This window comes from Alcaligenes sp. WGS1538, assembly GCF_043187505.1.
In the GTDB taxonomy this organism is placed as follows: Bacteria; Pseudomonadota; Gammaproteobacteria; order Burkholderiales; family Burkholderiaceae_B; genus Alcaligenes.
Map to the genome: position 1 here is coordinate 2,107,396 of NZ_CP171109.1, position 17,319 is coordinate 2,124,714.

The following is a 17,319-nucleotide window of genomic DNA, read 5'->3' on the forward strand; positions in this document are numbered from 1 at the left end:
CCGGCCGCATCCTCCTATTGCGCCACGCAGTCCACGTAGTACCGCATCTGCCCATCCGCGCCGCGCTCCTCCACGAAGCCGTGGATGTCCGTCCCGAACCCCGGACACCGCAGGTTGAGTTCGCGCGAGAATTTCAGGAAGTCCACGATGGTCTTGTTGAAGGCCTCGCCCGGGATCAGCAGCGGGATGCCGGGCGGATACGGCGTGATCAGGTTGGTCGTGACCCGGCCTTCCAGGCGGTCGATCTCCACCCGTTCGGTGCGCCGCTGGGCGATGCAGGCGAAGGCTTCGCTGGGCTTCATGACGGGCACGACCTGCGACAGGTACATTTCCGTGGTCAGTCGCGCGATATCGTGGCGGGCATACATCTGGTGCACGTGCTGGCACAGGTCGCGCAGGCCCATTTCTTCATAGCAGGGGTAGCGGCGGGCGAATTCCGGCAGCACGCGCCAGACCGGCAGGTTGCGGTCGTAGTCGTCCTTGAACTGCTGCAAGGCGGTCACCAGCGAGTTCCAGCGGCCCTTGGTGATGCCGATGGTGAACATGATGAAGAAACTGTAGAGCCCCGTCTTTTCGACGATGACGCCGCGCTGGGCCAGGAACTTGGTCACGATGGAAGCGGGAATGCCGCTGGCGGCGAAGGTGCCGTCCAGGTCCAGCCCCGGCGTGACGATGGTGGCCTTGATGGGATCGAGCATGTTGAAGCCGTCCGCCAACGGGCCGAAGCCGTGCCAGCCGCCATGTTCGGGATCGTCGCGGATGATCCAGTCCGCTGCCTGGCCGATGCCGTCCTCCGCCAGGCTGGGCGGGCCCCAGACCTTGAACCACCAGTCGTCGGCCGCGAACTGCGACTCCACCTTGCGCATGGCGCGTCGGAAGTCCAGCGCCTCCACGATGCTTTCCTCGACCAGCACCCGGCCGCCCGGCGGCTCCATCATGGCGGCGGCCACGTCGCAGGACGCGATGATGGCGTACTGCGGGCTGGTGCTGGTGTGCATCAGGTAGGCCTCGTTGAAGAGGTGGCGATCCAGCCGGCGCGTGGCCGAATCCTGCGCCAGCACATGGCTGGCCTGGCTGATGCCGGCCAGCAGCTTGTGAGTGGACTGCGTGGAGAACACGAGGGACTCCCGGGGCCGCGGGCGGCTCTTGCCCATGGCGTGGAAATGGCCGTAGAACGGGTGGAAGGCCGCGTGCGGGATCCAGGCTTCGTCAAAGTGCAGCACGTCCACGTAGCCGTCCAGGGCCGACTTGATGGCTTCGGTGTCGTAGATGACGCCGTCGTAGGTGGACTGGGTCAGGGTCATGACGCGCGGCTGGACCGTATCGGCGTCCACGTGGGACAGCAAGGGGTGGGCGCGGATCTTGTCGCGGATGGACTGCACGTCGAATTCGCTGCGCGCAATCGGTCCGATGATGCCGAAATGGTTGCGCGTAGGGCGCAGAAACACCGGAATGGCGCCCGTCATGACGATGCTGTGCAGGATGGACTTGTGGCAGTTGCGGTCCACCACCACCACGTCGCCCGGCGCCACGGCATGGTGCCAGACGATCTTGTTGCTGGTGCTGGTGCCGTTGGTGACGAAAAAACAGTGATCCGCATTGAAGATGCGCGCGGCGTTGCGCTCGCTGGCCCCGATGGCGCCGTTGTGGTCGAGCAGTTGGCCCAGCTCATCCACCGCGTTGCAGACGTCGGCGCGCAGCATGTTTTCTCCGAAGAACTGATGGAAGATCTGTCCCACCGGGCTCTTCAGGAAGGCCACTCCGCCCGAATGGCCCGGGCAGTGCCAGGAATAGGAGCCGTCCTCGGCATAGTCCAGCAGGGCCTTCAGGAACGGCGGCTTGACGCCTTCCACGTAGCTGCGCGCCTCGCGCACGATATGGCGGGCCACGAATTCAGGCGTGTCCTCGAACATGTGGATGACGCCCTGCAGCTCGCGCAGGATGTCGTTGGGCATGTGGCGCGCGGTCTTGGTCTCGCCGTACACGTAGATGGGCACGTCGGTGTTGCGCCGGCGCACGGCGCGGATGAAGGCGCGCAGATTGACCAGGGCCGGCGCGCTGTCGCCGTCCTGGGTGAACTCTTCGTCGTCGATGGACAGAATGAAGGCGCTGGCGCGGCTTTGCTGCTGGGCGAACTGGCTCAGGTCGCCATAGCTGGTGGTGCCCAGCACCTCGAAGCCCTCGGCCGCGATGGCGTCGGCCAGCACCCGGATGCTGAGCCCGGAGGCGTTTTCGGAACGGAAGTCTTCGTCGATGATGACGATGGGAAACTGATAATGCATGCGAAGTCCTTGGACGATGAAATGCCGCGCACAGTCGGCAAGATGGGTGCGGGACGGTACGTCTGCATGCTGTGAATCGTGCCGGGGCCAGCCCTTGTGCCTTCAGGCTTGCATTTGCCTTTGTCCTCGGGCATAATTTTACATGTCCCAGGACAAAATAAAAGGCGCGGTGACAGATTGGTTATGTGGCGGATTGCAAATCCGCCTAGGTTGGTTCGATTCCAGCCCGCGCCTCCATCTTTCCAACACGGCCCCTATTCCTGCGGAATGCCTAGGCGGGTTTCTGGTTCAATCGATTCGCGGCGTTCCGCACATAGTCCCATAAGAATGGGGCCATCTCCGGATACGGGCCTTTGATCACAATGTGTGCGTTCCCACTAGTGTCTCACAGCAAGGCCAGGCTCAAGAACCAGACGACCAGCATGCCCGCCACTCCCTGAATCAGCGTCGCAAGAGTCTGAGCATAATAGGCTGTGGAAACGCGCATGCGGCTAAACTGAGTTACCACCCAGAAGAAGCTGTCATTGGCGTGCGAGACCGTCATGCCGCCCGCGCCAATCGCCATCACTGTCAGCACCCGGCCCATTTCGCTGTCCAGGCCCAGTTGGCCCAGCATGGGCGCGACCAGGGCGGACGTCGTGACCAAGGCAACCGTCGTGGAGCCTTGGGCGGTTTTCAATGCCGCAGACACAATGAATGGCATGAAAAGCCCGATGCCCATCGCCGACAGCGTGGTGCCGATGTAGTCGCCCAGCGGCGTCACTTTCAGGATGGCGCCGAAAGCGCCGCCGGCGCCGGTGATCAAGAGAATCGGCGCCGACGCGGTCAGGCCTTCGGCAACGTAGTCATGGAACTGCCTGCGCTTTTCCGCGCCCTTGAGCAGGCGCAGGGCCGAGATCAGGCCGGCCAGCAACGCAACCACCGGGTGCCCCAGGAACAACAGAATAGTCGCGGGAATGCCGCTTCCCAGGGGCTTGCTGGGGAACGCCACCACAGAGCCGATGCAGATCAGCAAAATCGGCAGGAAGATGGGAGTGAAAGCCTGCCAGGCGCTGGGCAGGACGCCGTACGCTTCCCGGGTCTTCATCGGCCCTTGGTTCTGTTCGCTTGGCATCGCAGGCGCCTCGAGCTCGATATTTTTCTTCAGAAAGATATTGGCCCAAAGAAGACCCGCCAGTGCGGTCGCTGCGGCAACCACCAAGCCAACCAGGATCACCAGGCCCAGATTGTCGCCCAGGCCGAGGTTGCCTGCCGCGGCGATAGGCCCGGGTGTGGGCGGCACAAAGGTATGCGTGGCGTACAACCCCGTCGCCAGCGCCACGCTCATTGCGATCAGCGACACATTCATGCGCTTGGCGATGGCTTCCTTGAGCGAGTTCAGGATCACATAGCCCGAATCGCAAAATACCGGTATGGATACCAGATAGCCGATGATCGACATGGTCAGCGTGGGAAACCGGTTGCCGAGCAGCCGGATGACACTGTCGGCCATGGTGATGGCGGCACCGGTCTTCTCGAGGATGACGCCGATAATCGTGCCCAATACGATGACGATGCCGATACTGCCCATGATGCCGCCAAAGCCGCCTGTGATGTGCTTGACTATATCCAGCAGGGGTACCTGGTACATGAAGCCGCCCAGGAAGGCGGCGCCGAGCAGCGCCAGGAAGGGATGAAGCCTGAGCTTCGTGGTTGCCAGCACGATCAACGCGATCAATAGCGCAAGAATGACCACCAGAGACATGGCGTAAGTCCTAAATAAGTGGAAACCATGTATTTATCACAGACCAGATGACTTCAACAATGCTAGCGCAAGCATCATCGGAAGCGGCAAGAAGACGTAGCCGTGACGGCGGCGCCCGGCCGGACAAAAAGCGCTTGCGGGCAGCGTTCATGTTCAGGTAACACAGGTTTGACATGATGGACCGCCATTGAATCCAATCCCGAAGAAACCATGCATTTCATTTATCGACCTGTGCGCCCTATTGCTTTCTCTGCGCAACACCGCCTGCTGCGCGTGCTGACGATCATTATGCTGCCCCTGGCGCTGGCGGCATGCCATAGCGGCGTCAGCGGCGACGACGCCGCCGATGGCGACAAAAATCCGGTCGCGCTCGTCCCGCCTCCCCCACCCGATGAACAGCAGCAGCCTGCCCGCAACACCGCCTATCTGACCGTCAAGCCGGGCGACATCCTTCAGGTCCGCATCGAGGAATTGCGTCCTACCCAAGTGGCCATCGGCTACGACCAGGTCTTCTACAAGCTGGGCCGCTGGCAGGGCGATTTCGAACGGCCGACCTGGGCCGGACAGCCTGCACAGCATCTGGACTATCTAAACCGGACCGTCGGCAAGAAATTCGACGATTACTGCGAAGACATGGGTGGAACAGAGCGCGCCCAGCACTTTCTGTCCATCGCCGAGGCGCGCATCGCTCGCCTGGACCAGCCGACCACCTATCTGTGCAAGGAGGCGCCTGGCTCCGACCCGTCCAAGCTCAAAACCGTCGTGGTCGGCTGGGATGGCAATCTTTACCTGACCGATGGCCATCATACGTTCTCGTCCCTGCGGGAAATATCCGACGGGGGGCCGGCATTGCCGGTTTGGGTCAAAGTGGCTGCCAACTACAGCGACCTGCCGGACGCCGCGACCTTCTGGCAACGCATGATCGACGAGCGGCGCGTCTGGCTGCGCGACGGCCGCAATCAGCCTGTCGCCGTGAACCAGTTGCCGACTCGCCTGGGGCTGGCGAACGATCATGAAGCCGGCGGCATGCAGGAAGACCGCTACCGTTCACTCGTGTATTTCACCCGCAACGTGGCCTACAGCAACGGCAGCCTGCCTGAGTACGCCGAGTTCTTGTGGGGCGACTGGCTGCGCCGCCAAGTGGCGGCCGGACACTTGCCCAGCCTGGATCACTACATGATGACTCCGCCGGCCGCGCCCGCACAGATTCTCGGCGTCAGCACGCTGAGCAAGAATCTGACCGCCGCTGGCGCAAATGACAGCTACGCGGCTGCGGTGCGCGACGCATCATTGAAAATGGCGGCCCTGAGCGACACTGACCTCGTGTTCGACGACCGCAGCGCTGCCGATCTCGGTCGCCTGATCCTGCTTGCCGACGCTCCCGGCGGATCGCCCACCAAGAAAGCCCGCGATACCCTGGAGGAATTGCCGCGCGATGACGTCAAGGTTGACGGCAGCCCTCGCGGCGCCGGCAAGCTCTGGTTCGCCGTGAACTATCGTAATTGCGGCAAGCCCGCCTCCGGCACATGCTGGGGCTGGTAACTCGCCGAGCGACGCCCTTGACCGCGTAGCCACCCGACCGACGCCAGCACATGGGCATGCTGCGAACGCTGGCCATGCTGCCTGGCCTGGGCATGGCGCGTCTAAAACAAACGTCATCGAACGACGGGACCCAAACAGGGTTGCTGACATACTCGGAAACATCATGCTGTTCGCACTGGCGAGCCTGGCAGCAGGCGCTCCCGCAAGAATTTCCTGCCCTTTTCAGGTACTGGCCACCGGCATGGCCATGAGCGCCCTTCACAGCTCGGTGCTCAACAGCGTGTTGCCCCAGTACGACGATGCAGCAACGCCGTTTCGTGCGGAAACCGATAGATGCTGGCTCAGCTCGCTAATGCCGCCGTCGCGCGTTCTCAAAACGAGGCTCCCGTCAATCTGCACGCGCCCAAGGTGAGGAGCCCGACATGGCGCCTCGGTGGAACGAGGCGAAGCCATGCCGCTGCAAGGCCTGCTGCTCCTGCAATCTCCGGAACCCGTTGTTATGATAGCGGCGTCCGCACGAAGCGCAGGCCAGTGGACCTGCCCTGCGGAACCAGGCGGCCCCCTCGGCGGCCGCACTAGCCTGCCGAAGCCGCGCCTTCGCATAACAACATGAATCCTAAAGAATTATCCCCGCCATGAAACTTGCCACCTGGAACGTCAACTCCCTGAACGTTCGCCTGCCGCAGGTCCTGGACTGGCTCCAGGCCAATCCCGTGGACGTGCTCTGTCTGCAGGAACTGAAGATTCCCGATGAGCGCTTTCCTCTGCAGGCCCTTCAGGAGATCGGCTACCAGGCCCATTGGGCCGGCCAGAAAACCTACAACGGGGTAGCCCTGATCTCGCGCCAGCCCGGTGCGGATGTGCAGCGCAATCTGCCCAACTATGAAGACCCCCAGCAGCGGCTGCTGGCCGCCACCTACGAGTCGCCGGATGGCCCGCTGCGCGTCATCAGCGCCTACTGTCCCAATGGCCAGTCGCTGGAGAGCGACAAGTACGTCTACAAGCTGCAATGGTTCTCGGCCCTGCGCGAATGGCTGCAAAAAGAGTTGGCCGAGTATCCGCGGCTGGCCATCCTGGGCGACTATAATATTGCCCCGGCCGACGAAGACGTGCACGATCCGGCCAAGTGGGCGGGGGACGTGCTGGTGTCGCCGGCCGAGCGCGAGGCATTCCGGCAGTTGCTGGACCTGGGCCTGCACGACGCCTACCGGCTGTTCGAGCAGACCGGCAGCCCTTTCACCTGGTGGGACTACCGACGCTTCGCCTTCCGCCGCGACGCGGGCCTGCGCATCGACCACGTGCTGCTGTCCGAGGCCCTGCGGCCTCGCTGTTCGGCCTGCATGATCGACCGCGAGCCGCGCGCCAACGAACAGCCCTCGGATCACGCGCCCGTCGTCGCCACTCTTTCCTTTACCTGAACCGGCCATCCACCATGCAAGTACAAAGCGAAATCATACGACTGACCGACTCGGGCTACGTGCTCGAGATAGCGCTGGACGAACACAAGGTGTGGGCCTACCTGGCCATCAGCGAACCGGACCTGGATGCGGTCACGGAAATCGTTCCCGAAGAGCAGTTCGAGGCCGGCGGCGACGTGCACGTCATGGCCATCGCCCAGGCCGAGGATGCCGCCGAGCAGGTGCAGGACGTGCTCTTCAACATGAACCCCAACGATACGGTCGTGTTCCTGTGCGCCGACGCCGCCAGCCTGCAGGCCGTCCTGGGCGAATTCGGCCAGACCGGCGAACAGGCCGATTGATTTCCTTCAACGTTTCATTTCAGACACCGCTCATCATGTCCACGAGCTATCCCGGCACCATCTTCATGGTCGTCGCCCCCAGCGGCGCCGGCAAATCCAGCCTGGTCAACGCCCTGCTGGCCCAGGACCCGGCCATCATGCTGTCCATTTCCGCCACCACGCGCGCGCCTCGCCCGGGCGAGGTCGACGGCCAGCACTACTTCTTCGTCGACAAGCCCCGCTTCGAGCAACTGTGCCAGGAAAAGGCCATGCTGGAATGGGCCCTGGTGCACGGCAACTATTACGGCACGCCGCGCGCGCCCATCGAGCAGGCCCTGCGGTCCGGCCGCGACGTGCTGCTGGAGATCGACTGGCAGGGCGCGCAGCAGGCGCGCGAACACTTCCCACAGGCCGTCGGCATCTTCATCCTGCCGCCGTCGCTGCCCACCCTGGAGGCGCGCCTGCGCAATCGCGGCCAGGACAGCGACGAGGTCATCGCCCGCCGCCTGCAGGCCGCCAGCAGCGAAATCGCCCATGTGAATGAGTGCCAATATGCTATTATCAATCAAGATTTCGATGAGGCATTAGCGCAACTATCGAGCATCGTACAGGCCAGCCGTCTGCGCACGGCCACCCAGTCGGTACGGCATCGCGAACTCTTTCAACAATTAGGCGCCGATGCCCTTTCGCATCAAGCTTGATTTTTCCTCTTTCATTCTTCTTCGACCACAGGTCTAACTATGGCACGCATCACTGTCGAGGACTGCCTGGAGCAAGTCCCCAACCGTTTCAAACTGACCCTGGCTGCCGCCTACCGCGCGCGCGAACTGGCTCAGGGCCATGAACCCCGCCTGGAAAGCAAGAACAAGCCCACCGTGACGGCGCTGCGCGAAATCGCCGCCGGCGCAACCGGCCTGGAAATGCTGCGCAAGGTTCCCACCTGATCCATCTGCGGAGCACTGTATGGCATTTCCGGGTTTACGCGGCGCATCGTCTGGTCTTCTGGCCGTCCTGAAAAAAGGTTCGCGGCTGGGACGCCGCAAGCCCAAGGCCGAAGCCGGCATCGCGCCGCTGCCCGCCCCGGAAGGCGGCAACGCCGCCATCGCCTCGCTCGCTCCGCTGACCAAGATCATCTCCCAGTACCTGGACCCCAAGGACGTGGAACGCGTCCGCGAAGCGTACCGCTTCGCCGACCAGGCCCACCTCGGGCAGTTCCGCGCCAGCGGCGAGCCCTACATCTCGCATCCCATCGCCGTCACTGAAATCTGCGCCGGCTGGAAGCTGGACACCGACGCGCTGATGTCCGCCCTGCTGCACGACGTCATCGAAGACCAGGACGTCTCCAAGCAGGAGCTGGCCGAAAAATTCGGCACCGACGTGGCCGAGATCGTGGACGGCCTGTCCAAGCTGGAACGCCTGGAATTCGCCACCAAGACGCAGCAGCAGGCCGACAGCTTTCGCAAGATGCTGCTGGCCATGTCGCGCGACGTGCGCGTCATCCTGATCAAGCTGGCCGACCGCCTGCACAATATGCGCACGCTGGACGCGGTCAAGCCGGAAAAGCGCCGCCGCGTGGCCCAGGAGACCCTGGACATCTACGCGCCCATCGCCCATCGCCTGGGCCTGAACACGCTGTTCCGCGAACTGCAGGACCGCTGTTTCAAGGCCATGTATCCCAATCGCTACAAGGTGCTGCACAAGGCCCTGATGGCGGCGCGCGGCAATCGCCGCGAGGTGCTGGGCAAGATCACCGACGCGGTCAAGATCGCCCTGCCGGCCGCCGGCATCGAGGCGGAGATCTCCGGCCGCGAGAAATCCCTCTACAGCATCTTCTGCAAGATGGTCGAACAGAAGAAGTCCTTCTCGGACGTGCTGGACATCTACGGTTTCCGGGTCATCGTGCATACGCTGCCCGAATGCTACCTGGCCCTGGGCACGCTGCACCAGCTCTACCGCCCGGTGCCGGGCAAGTTCAAGGACTACATCGCCATCCCCAAGGTCAATGGCTACCAGTCCCTGCACACCACCCTGATCGGCCCCTACGGCACCCCCGTGGAATTCCAGTTCCGCACCCGCGAAATGGACCACGTGGCCGAAGAAGGCGTGGCTTCGCACTGGCTGTACAAGGAAGACGACGTCACGCTCAACGACTTGCAGAAGCGCACCCATCGCTGGCTGCAGTCGCTGCTGGACATCCAGAGCCAGACCGGCGATTCCGCCGAGTTCCTGGAACACGTCAAGGTGGACCTGTTCCCCGACGCCGTGTACGTCTATACCCCCAAGGGCAAGATCATCTCCCTGCCCCGCGGCGCCACTCCCGTGGACTTCGCCTACAGCATCCATACGGACATCGGCAACCACGCCGTGGCCTCCAAGATCAACGGCGAATTCGCCCCCCTGCGCACCGAACTCAAGAGCGGGGACTCGGTGGAGATCATCACCTCCCCGGCCGCCCGTCCCAGCGCGCAATGGCTCAATTACGTCCGCTCGGGCCGCGCCCGCTCGGAAATCCGCCATTACCTGCGCACCGTCAAGTACGAGGAATCCGTCGCCTTCGGCCGCCGCCTGCTGGACCAGGCCTTCGACCAGCTCGGCCTGCCGCACGCGGGCGACGACGACCCGAACTGGGACAAGCTCGCCAAGGGCTCGGGCGCCGCCTCGCGCGAAGAGATCCTGGCCGACATCGGTCTGGGCAAGCGCCTGGCCGCCGTGGTCGCGCGCCGCTTTGCTCCGGAAAACGCCCTGCTGGAAACCACGGCGGCGGCTTTCGACGAAATCACCGCGAACACCTCCGCCCCCATCCTCATCCACGGCAACGAAGGCCAGGCCGTGCAGCTGGCGCCCTGCTGCGGTCCGCTGCCGGGCGACGCCATCATCGGCGGCATACGGCTGGGCCACGGCCTGGTGGTGCACATGGCCGAATGCGCCGTGGCTCAGCGCGCCCAGGCCAAGGAACCCGAACGCTGGGTGCCCGTCATGTGGGACAGCAACACGGCGCGCCACCTATCCACCCGCCTGGACGTCACCGCCATCAACGAACGCGGCGTGCTGGGCCGCCTGGCCGCGGAAATCACGGACGCGGATTCCAACATCATCCATATCTCCATGCCGGATGAATCCGCCGCCACCTCGGTGCTGCACCTGACCGTCCAGGTCGACAGCCGCACCCACCTGGCTCGCGTCATACGCGCCATCCGGCACGTGCCCCAGGTCCAGAAGATCGTGCGCCTGAAGGGCTGATTCCCTTGCTCCACGAAGAACGCCTGCTGTGTATTAGCAGGCGTTTTGGAATGCCAAGGTGTCGCAAGACGACAGACGGCGTTGCGGCGCAGGGCAAGTGGCGAACCATGAGAAACGGCCCTCGTCTATCGACAGACTGTCATGCCGGATCGGCACGACCAGGCCTTACGGTAGACTTCATGCCCCCATCGCCCACGCCGCCAGGCCATAGGCCAGCACGCCGGCCAAGGTGGATCCAGCGATGCCGCCTGGCCAGCGCCGTCCCAGGAGCACGCCGGCCAGGCCGGTCAGCACCGGCACGCCGTCTATCCAGGGCTGTTCCGGACGAACCAGGGAAATCAGCGAGACCACCAGCAAGGCCACGATGCCCGCCGGGCCGATGGCGCTGAACAGGCGCGACCAGACCGACCGCGTATCCGGTCTTCCCGCCCGCCCCGATCGGCTTCTCAGGCGCAATGGCAGGTAGCGGATCAGAAACGTACCCAGGCCCGCCAGCATAATCATCACTACAAAACCCCAGTCCATCTCCACCCCTCAAGCCCGGCGCAAGGCCATCAGTCCGCCGGCCAGCATGCCCACGACGATGGCCAGGTACGAAGGCAAGGTCAGCATGGCGAGCAGCGCCGCCAATCCGGCCCCCGCCATGACCATCATGGGCGCACTGCGGCGGATCTCCAGCAGCAAGGCGAAGAACAGAGCCGGCAGCACGAAGCCCAGCGTCTTTTCCAGCACCGGCGACTGCCCCAGCAAATCGCCGGCGAAGAAAGCGCCCAGCGCGGTGCCTCCGACCCAGGACAGATACGCCCCCAGCTGCAGACCGCAATACCAGGACTCCTGCTCCCCGGGCGGCTGACGCGACAAGCTGCCGGCGGAGGCGGCGAAGACCTCGTCCGTCAGCCCGGGAGCCAGCCACAGGCTGCGCACCGTGCGCGGTCCGCTGAAAAAGCCCAGCAAAGCCGGACCGTAGAACAGATGGCGCAGGTTCATGACCACCACGATGCCCAGTATGCTGGGATAGGCGGCGCCCGCCGCAAGCAGGCTGATGAGAATGAACTGGCTGGCGCCCGCATACACCACCAGCGACACCAGCACGGCCAGCCAGGGGGACAGTCCCGCGTGCACGGCGGACAGGCCGAAGGAAATGGCGACCGGCACATAGCCCAGCGCGATCGAGGCGCTGTCGCGCATGCCGCGCAGATAGGCAGACTTGATGATCATGGCCAGCGCTTCGCTATGGCTGGAAAGTCCCGATGAAGATGGCCGGGTCGACGCGGGCATTGTTCAGGCTGACGTTCCAGTGCAGATGCGGGCCCGTCGCCCGCCCCGTGGCGCCCGAGCGGCCCACGACATCGCCCTTGCGCACCGCATCGCCCTTGCGCACGTCAAAGGCCGAAAGATGGCAATACATGGTGATCAGGCCCTGGCCATGGTCCACGAACACCGTCTTGCCATTGAAAAAGTAGTCCGCCACGATGCTCACCACGCCGTCGGCCGGAACCCTGACCTGCGTGCCGGTCGCAGCCGCGAAGTCCAGTCCCGAATGCGGATTGCGCTCTTCTCCGTTGAAGAACCGCCGCAAGCCGAACGGGCTGGTCAGCCGCCCCGGCACGGGTTTTTCAAACACCACATTGCTGGGCCCTTCCGTCCGAAAGCTGGCGTAGGCCTCCATCTGCTCTTTGTATTCGCGCTCGAAGCGCGCCTGTTGCTGCGGATCCGGATTGACGTGCGACTTGTTCTTGAGCGTGATGCGCTGTTCACGGTAACGCTTGCTGCCCACCTGAAAGGGCACCTGCCCGGCGCCGTGCACCGACAGATTGTGCAAGCCGGGAGCCGTCTTCAGGTCTATGCCCGCGATGGCCTTCCAGCGCTGGTCCGCATCGCGGATCACCAGGACGCGATGGGCGCCCAGACTGACCCGGGGCGCCTGCGCGGCCTCGCCCAGATCCACGACAGCCACGCCGCCCGGCACGGGCTTGTTCAAGGTGCGTTCGATGAAGGTGCCCTGCGGCGCAGCCTGCGCCAGCCATGGAGCGCCCAGCGCCCACATGGACGTAGCGCCCAGCAGGCGGCGGCGCGTAATGGAGAAATCGGATTGGCCCATGGCAATGTCCTGGTGGTAAACAAAAACACCCCAAGCCGGCAAGCGGCCTGGGGCGTTCGAAACATCTGCGCGGACTTATTCCGCGTCGCCGCTGGCGGTCAGTTCCTTCTCGGCCTCAGGCAGCACCTGGACTTTAAGATCCTCGCGCATGGCTTGCAGCACAGCTTCGGTTTCGCTGCGGGCCAGGGCCTGGTTCAACTGGGCGGTCAGCAGGCCCAGGCCGGGATTGCCGGCCTTGCCGGGCTCGTGGCTGACGATCTCCACCACGGTATAGCCCTGAGGCTGGGCGGCGCCCACATAGGCGGGAAGCTTGTCCACGGGCGCGGCAAGCACCTTGTTCAGCAGGGCCTCGTCCATTTCGGGGAACGCGGCGCGGCTGACGGCGAACTGCTTGGAGAATCCTTCTGCGGCGGCGCCGCCCTTGAGCTGTTCCAGCTGCTGTTCGCCCGCCTGGACGGCCAGCTCCTGGGAGCGTTCACGCACCAGGCTTTCGCGAGCCTGGTTGCGAACCTTGTCCAGCGCGGGCACATGGGCGGGCTTGACGTCGGTGACGCGCACCGCGATCAGGGTGTCGGGCGAGATCTCCACCACGCCGGCGTTCTTGCGCGAGCTCATGGCGGTGGGATTGAAGAGCGCCTGGCGCACGCGGCTGTCGTCCAGCACGGCGGCGTCCGCGCTGGCGGCGGCGGCCTTGTCGCTGTCGATATGGCCGGCCGGAACCAGGCCCTGGCGCGTGATGCCGTCCACGTTCTTCAGGGTCAGGCCCAGCGCGCTGGCGGCGGCCTGCAGGTTTTCTTCGTTGTCGTAGACCAGGTTGGTCAGCTTGGTGGCCATGTCGGCGAAACGTTCGGCGGCCAGCTGCTTGCGCACTTCGGACTCGACCTTGGAGCGGGCCTGCTCGAAGGATTCGCCCTGCTCGGCCTGCACATCGTTGATCTTGAAGATGTGAAAGCCGCTGGGGCCTTCGATGACGCCGGATACATCGCCTTTGTTCAGCGAGAACACGGCGTTTTCCAACACGGCAGGCCAGGAGCCCTTGGTGATCCAGCCCAGTTCGCCGCCGTCGCGGGCGCTGCCGCCGTCTTCGGAACTGCTGCGCGCCAGATCGGCAAAGGCATTCTTGTCGGCCTGGGCTTTTTCGGCCAGTTCCCGGGCCTTGGCCTGGGCGGCCTCGCGCTGGGCCTCGGAGGCGCCGGCGGGCAGGGATACCAGGATATGGCTGAGGTTCACGCGGCCGGGCTGCACGTAGCGGGCCTTGTTCTGTTCGTAGTACTGCTTGAGTTGTTCATCGGTGGGCTTGGCCACGTCGGCCGAAGCGGCTTGCTCGTCCAGCAGCAGGTATTCGGCGCTGACCTGCTCGGGCAGCTCCAGCGCAGCCTTGTTCTTGTCGTACCAGGCCTGCAGATCCGCCTCGGTGACCTGCACCTGGTCTTCGAAGCTGCGCGCCAGGAAAGTGCGGGTGCGCACGCCGCGCTCTTCGGTCAGGGCGATCTCGAGCCGGTTCATGACGCTGGGCAGCATGGCGGCGGTGGCGCCCACGGGGCCGAGCACACGGTCCAGGGCCAGTTGGCCGCGCTGGCTCTGTTCGAAATCGCGCACGCTGATGCCGGCCGAGGACAGGACCTGGTTGTACAGCGAGGGCGAGAACACGCCATTTTCCTGGAACTGGGGCATGGTGGCGATGGCATCGCGCAGCGCGGCGTCCGAGACGCTGAAACGGGCTCGGGTGGCTTCGTCGATCTGCACGCGCTGGTCGATCATGGATTCCAGCAACTGGCGGCGGCTGGCGGGACTGTCCGCCTGGGCCAGGTCGAAGCCGGCCGGGTTGCTGCGCTGCATTTCGTCCAGCTGCATGCGGCGGGCGCGGTCGAACTCCTGCGCGGTGATGGCGCCGTCGCCCACTTTGACGATGTCGCTGTCCCCGGACACATAATTGGAGTAGCCGCTGACGCCGATCAGGACAAACGACGGCAGAATCAGCACTAACAGGACCAACTGCATGATGCGTTGGTTCTTACGGATAATCTCGAACATTAATCATCACCTACATTCGCTTGCAGCGCTGCGCTGCGGGCGGCGCATCAGGACGGACCCGGCATGGACCGGCCTGAAAATATACCGTGTTTAGATTAAGTATGTTTGACTTAAATAGCTTGAGTCGGCCTAAAGCCGGATTGTAAATCCAAAACCCTAACCCTACAGTGTACAGCCCCGGTTAAAATAGTACATTGGCTTTTTTCACCTGCCGCCTGCGAGTCCTACATGAGCCCCATCACCCATCACTGGCCCTACCACAGCCTGATCGCCCATCGCGGCGCGGGCAAGGTCGCCCCTGAAAACACCCTGGCCGCCATGCGCGTCGGCGCCCAGAACGGCTTCACCATGATGGAGTACGACGTCAAGCTGAGCCGGGACGGCGTTCCCATCCTGCTGCACGACGACACCATGGATCGCACCTCCAACGCCAAGGGGCTGGCTGCGGACTACACCCTGGCCGAACTGTCGGCCTGGGACTTCGGCGCCTGGCATTCCTCGGCCTACGCGGGCGAGCCCGTCGCCACCCTCAGCGCGATCGCCGCCTTCACGCTGGCCAACCAGATCCACAGCAACATCGAAATCAAGCCCACCACCGGCCAGGAAGCCGAAACCGGCGCCGCCGTGGCGCTGGCGGCCCAGCGTCTGTGGGCCAGGGCCAGCCTGCCGCCGCTGCTGTCCTCTTTTTCCGAAGAAGCCCTGGCCGCCGCGCAACGCGTCGCACCAACCCTGCCGCGCGCCCTGCTCATCGAAGAACAGGTGCCCGCCGACTGGCCGCAGCGCCTGGAGCGCCTGGGATGCTGCGGCCTGAACCTGAACGACCGCTACACCGACCAGGCCCTGGTGCGCGCCATACGCCAGGCCGGCTACACCGTGGCCGTCTGGACCGTGAACGACGCCGAACGCGTGCGCGAGCTGTTCGACTGGGGCTGCAACGCCGTCTTCACCGACAAGGTCACCACCATCCGTCCCGACACTCTCTAACCGGCCCTGCGCCAGGACTGCTCTTGTTTAGTTACCGCCACGCCTTTCACGCCGGCAATCACGCCGACGTGCTCAAGCACGCCACCCTGCTGCACATCTTCGATTACTACACGCAGAAGGACAGCGCCTTCACCGTCATCGACACGCATTGCGGCGCGGGGCTGTACGACCTGGAGGACGATTGGGCCCAGACCCGGGGCGAGTTCTACGACGGACTGGACCGGGTCCTGCAGCAGGACCGCCATCCTGAACTGATCGAGCGCTACATAGACGCCGTCGCGGACCTGAATCCGGACGAGGTGGCCCGCTACTATCCGGGCTCGCCCTGGCTGGCGCTGAGCCTGCTGCGCCGGCAGGACAGCTTCCACGGTTTCGAGCTGCACCCCTCGGAGTTCGAGGTGCTGAGCGAGAACGTCGCCCAGTTGTTCCCGCGCGGCAACCGCCGCGTACGCCTGTACCAGCAAAATGGCTTCGAACAGCTGAACCGCCTGCTGCCGCCGCCGTCGCGGCGCGGCGTCGTGGTCATGGACCCCTCCTACGAGGCCAAGTCGGACTACAGGCAGGTGCTGGTCAGCGTGAAAGAGGCCCTGAAGCGCTTCGCCCAGGCCTGCATCGTGATCTGGTACCCGATCGTGCAGCGCCCCGAGGTCCAGCAGCTGCAACGCAGCCTGGAGCAACTGGACACGCCCTGGCTGCACGCCAGCCTGAACGTGCGCGCCCCGGCCGCCAACGGACTGGGCCTGCACGGCAGCGGCCTGTTCATCACCAATCCGCCCTGGACGCTGCAGGCCGCGCTGGCGCAAAGCCTGCCCTGGCTAAAAGAAAAGCTGGCCCAGGACGACCGGGCCAGCTATCAATTGCGCACCTCTTCCAAATAGAAAAGCCGGGTTCAGGCCAGGCGCTCGGATTCCTTCATGTAGCGCCATTGGCCCATGGGCAGGTCGCCCAGCACCAGTTCGCCGATGCGCACGCGCTTCAAGCCCACCACCTTGAGCCCCACCATCTCGCACATGCGACGGATCTGGCGTTTCTTGCCTTCGCGCAGCACGAAGCGCAACTGGTCCTCGTTCTGCCAGGACACCTGCGCGGGCAGCAGCGGCTTGCCGTCCAGGCTCAGGCCGTAATTGAGCAGTTCCAGGCCGCGCTCGCTGAGCTTGCCGGTGACGCGCACCAGGTATTCCTTGTCGATGACCGAATCATCGCCGATGATCTGGCGGGCGATGCGCCCATCCTGGGTCAGGATGAGCAGGCCGGTGGAATCGATGTCCAGGCGGCCGGCCGGAGCCAGTCCGCGCAGGTGCGCGGGCTCGAATTTGGGCCCGCCGCGCCCGCCCTTGTACTGGGTCGAGGCGTTGATCAGCGAGACCGCATTGCGATAGCCCGATTCGGCCTGTCCCGACACAAAGCCCACGGGCTTGTGCAGCAGAATGGTCACGCGCTGGGTCTGGCGCTTGCGGGCCTGCTTCTCCAGCGTGATTTTCTGGTTGGGGTAGGCCTTGCTGCCCAGTTCGGAGACGATTTCGCCGTCCACGCGCACCCAGCCGCGCTCGATGAAAGCGTCGGCCTCGCGGCGCGAGCACATGCCGCGCTGGGCCATTAATTTTGAGATACGTTCTTTTTCCATGAGCGCTATTTTATGGCTTTGGCGATAATA

Annotated in this window: 15 protein-coding genes and 1 tRNA gene; 9 read left to right on the forward strand and 7 right to left on the reverse strand. The window is 64.2% G+C overall.

The features are described from left to right. Nucleotides 1-14 precede the first annotated feature (14 nt). Complete coding sequence (locus tag ACF3ND_RS09810; RefSeq protein ID WP_394059936.1) at nucleotides 15-2,282, reverse strand: Orn/Lys/Arg decarboxylase N-terminal domain-containing protein; 2,268 nt, start codon at nucleotides 2,280-2,282, stop codon at nucleotides 15-17. A gap of 163 nt (nucleotides 2,283-2,445) precedes the next feature. Here ACF3ND_RS09810 and ACF3ND_RS09815 point away from each other — a divergent pair. After that, nucleotides 2,446-2,519 (forward strand) — tRNA-Cys (locus ACF3ND_RS09815). Between the two features lie 148 nt (nucleotides 2,520-2,667). Here the strand turns inward: ACF3ND_RS09815 and ACF3ND_RS09820 are convergent. Further along, nucleotides 2,668-4,026 (reverse strand): GntP family permease, encoded by a 1,359-nt coding sequence (locus ACF3ND_RS09820; RefSeq protein ID WP_394059938.1) that lies wholly within the window; start codon nucleotides 4,024-4,026, stop codon nucleotides 2,668-2,670. A 210-nt stretch (nucleotides 4,027-4,236) separates the two neighbouring features. On the opposite strand from ACF3ND_RS09820, the gene ACF3ND_RS09825 reads away from it, so the two are divergent. The 6 genes from ACF3ND_RS09825 to ACF3ND_RS09850 all read left to right on the forward strand — a co-directional run bounded on the left by ACF3ND_RS09825 (nucleotide 4,237) and on the right by ACF3ND_RS09850 (nucleotide 10,546). After that, nucleotides 4,237-5,568 carry a ParB/Srx family N-terminal domain-containing protein gene (locus ACF3ND_RS09825; RefSeq protein ID WP_394059940.1) on the forward strand — a complete coding sequence of 444 codons (1,332 nt, stop codon included), beginning with the start codon at nucleotides 4,237-4,239 and terminating at the stop codon, nucleotides 5,566-5,568. A gap of 635 nt (nucleotides 5,569-6,203) precedes the next feature. Further along, entirely contained in the window at nucleotides 6,204-6,986 is a 783-nt protein-coding gene (xth, locus tag ACF3ND_RS09830) for an exodeoxyribonuclease III (protein WP_394059942.1), read from the forward strand. 14 nt (nucleotides 6,987-7,000) lie between these two features. After that, nucleotides 7,001-7,327, forward strand: a complete 327-nt coding sequence (locus ACF3ND_RS09835) for a hypothetical protein (protein ID WP_394059943.1) — start codon at nucleotides 7,001-7,003, stop codon at nucleotides 7,325-7,327. A gap of 35 nt (nucleotides 7,328-7,362) precedes the next feature. Then, a complete protein-coding gene (gene gmk / locus ACF3ND_RS09840; protein ID WP_394059945.1) occupies nucleotides 7,363-8,007 on the forward strand; it encodes a guanylate kinase in 645 nt (214 codons plus the stop codon). 39 nt (nucleotides 8,008-8,046) lie between these two features. Next, nucleotides 8,047-8,250: a DNA-directed RNA polymerase subunit omega gene (gene rpoZ, locus ACF3ND_RS09845; RefSeq protein WP_394059947.1), complete on the forward strand. Its 204-nt coding sequence runs from the start codon at nucleotides 8,047-8,049 to the stop codon at nucleotides 8,248-8,250. A 19-nt stretch (nucleotides 8,251-8,269) separates the two neighbouring features. Then, nucleotides 8,270-10,546, forward strand: a complete 2,277-nt coding sequence (locus tag ACF3ND_RS09850) for a RelA/SpoT family protein (RefSeq protein ID WP_394059949.1) — start codon at nucleotides 8,270-8,272, stop codon at nucleotides 10,544-10,546. Between the two features lie 177 nt (nucleotides 10,547-10,723). On the opposite strand, the gene ACF3ND_RS09855 is transcribed toward ACF3ND_RS09850, so the two are convergent. From ACF3ND_RS09855 to ACF3ND_RS09870, 4 genes are all read right to left on the reverse strand, one after another. Then, nucleotides 10,724-11,071 carry an AzlD domain-containing protein gene (locus ACF3ND_RS09855; protein ID WP_394059951.1) on the reverse strand — a complete coding sequence of 116 codons (348 nt, stop codon included), beginning with the start codon at nucleotides 11,069-11,071 and terminating at the stop codon, nucleotides 10,724-10,726. Between the two features lie 9 nt (nucleotides 11,072-11,080). After that, nucleotides 11,081-11,764, reverse strand: a complete 684-nt coding sequence (locus ACF3ND_RS09860; RefSeq protein ID WP_394059953.1) for an AzlC family ABC transporter permease — start codon at nucleotides 11,762-11,764, stop codon at nucleotides 11,081-11,083. Nucleotides 11,765-11,777: 13 nt separating this feature from the next. Continuing rightward, complete coding sequence (locus ACF3ND_RS09865) at nucleotides 11,778-12,647, reverse strand: peptidoglycan DD-metalloendopeptidase family protein (protein WP_394059955.1); 870 nt, start codon at nucleotides 12,645-12,647, stop codon at nucleotides 11,778-11,780. Nucleotides 12,648-12,722: 75 nt separating this feature from the next. Continuing rightward, the gene (locus ACF3ND_RS09870; RefSeq protein ID WP_394059957.1) at nucleotides 12,723-14,681 is read right to left on the reverse strand and encodes a SurA N-terminal domain-containing protein; all 1,959 of its coding nucleotides are present in this window, start codon (nucleotides 14,679-14,681) and stop codon (nucleotides 12,723-12,725) included. 228 nt (nucleotides 14,682-14,909) lie between these two features. Between ACF3ND_RS09870 and ugpQ the strand changes: the two genes are divergently transcribed. Next, nucleotides 14,910-15,665, forward strand: coding sequence for a glycerophosphodiester phosphodiesterase (gene ugpQ / locus ACF3ND_RS09875; protein WP_394059959.1), 756 nt, complete (start codon nucleotides 14,910-14,912; stop codon nucleotides 15,663-15,665). 23 nt (nucleotides 15,666-15,688) lie between these two features. Beyond that, on the forward strand, nucleotides 15,689-16,543 hold the full coding sequence (locus ACF3ND_RS09880) for a 23S rRNA (adenine(2030)-N(6))-methyltransferase RlmJ (protein WP_394059961.1): 855 nt from the start codon (nucleotides 15,689-15,691) through the stop codon (nucleotides 16,541-16,543). An 11-nt stretch (nucleotides 16,544-16,554) separates the two neighbouring features. Here ACF3ND_RS09880 and ACF3ND_RS09885 read toward each other — a convergent pair whose 3' ends face one another. Next, nucleotides 16,555-17,289 carry a pseudouridine synthase gene (locus ACF3ND_RS09885; protein WP_394059963.1) on the reverse strand — a complete coding sequence of 245 codons (735 nt, stop codon included), beginning with the start codon at nucleotides 17,287-17,289 and terminating at the stop codon, nucleotides 16,555-16,557. Nucleotides 17,290-17,319: the final 30 nt, after the last annotated feature.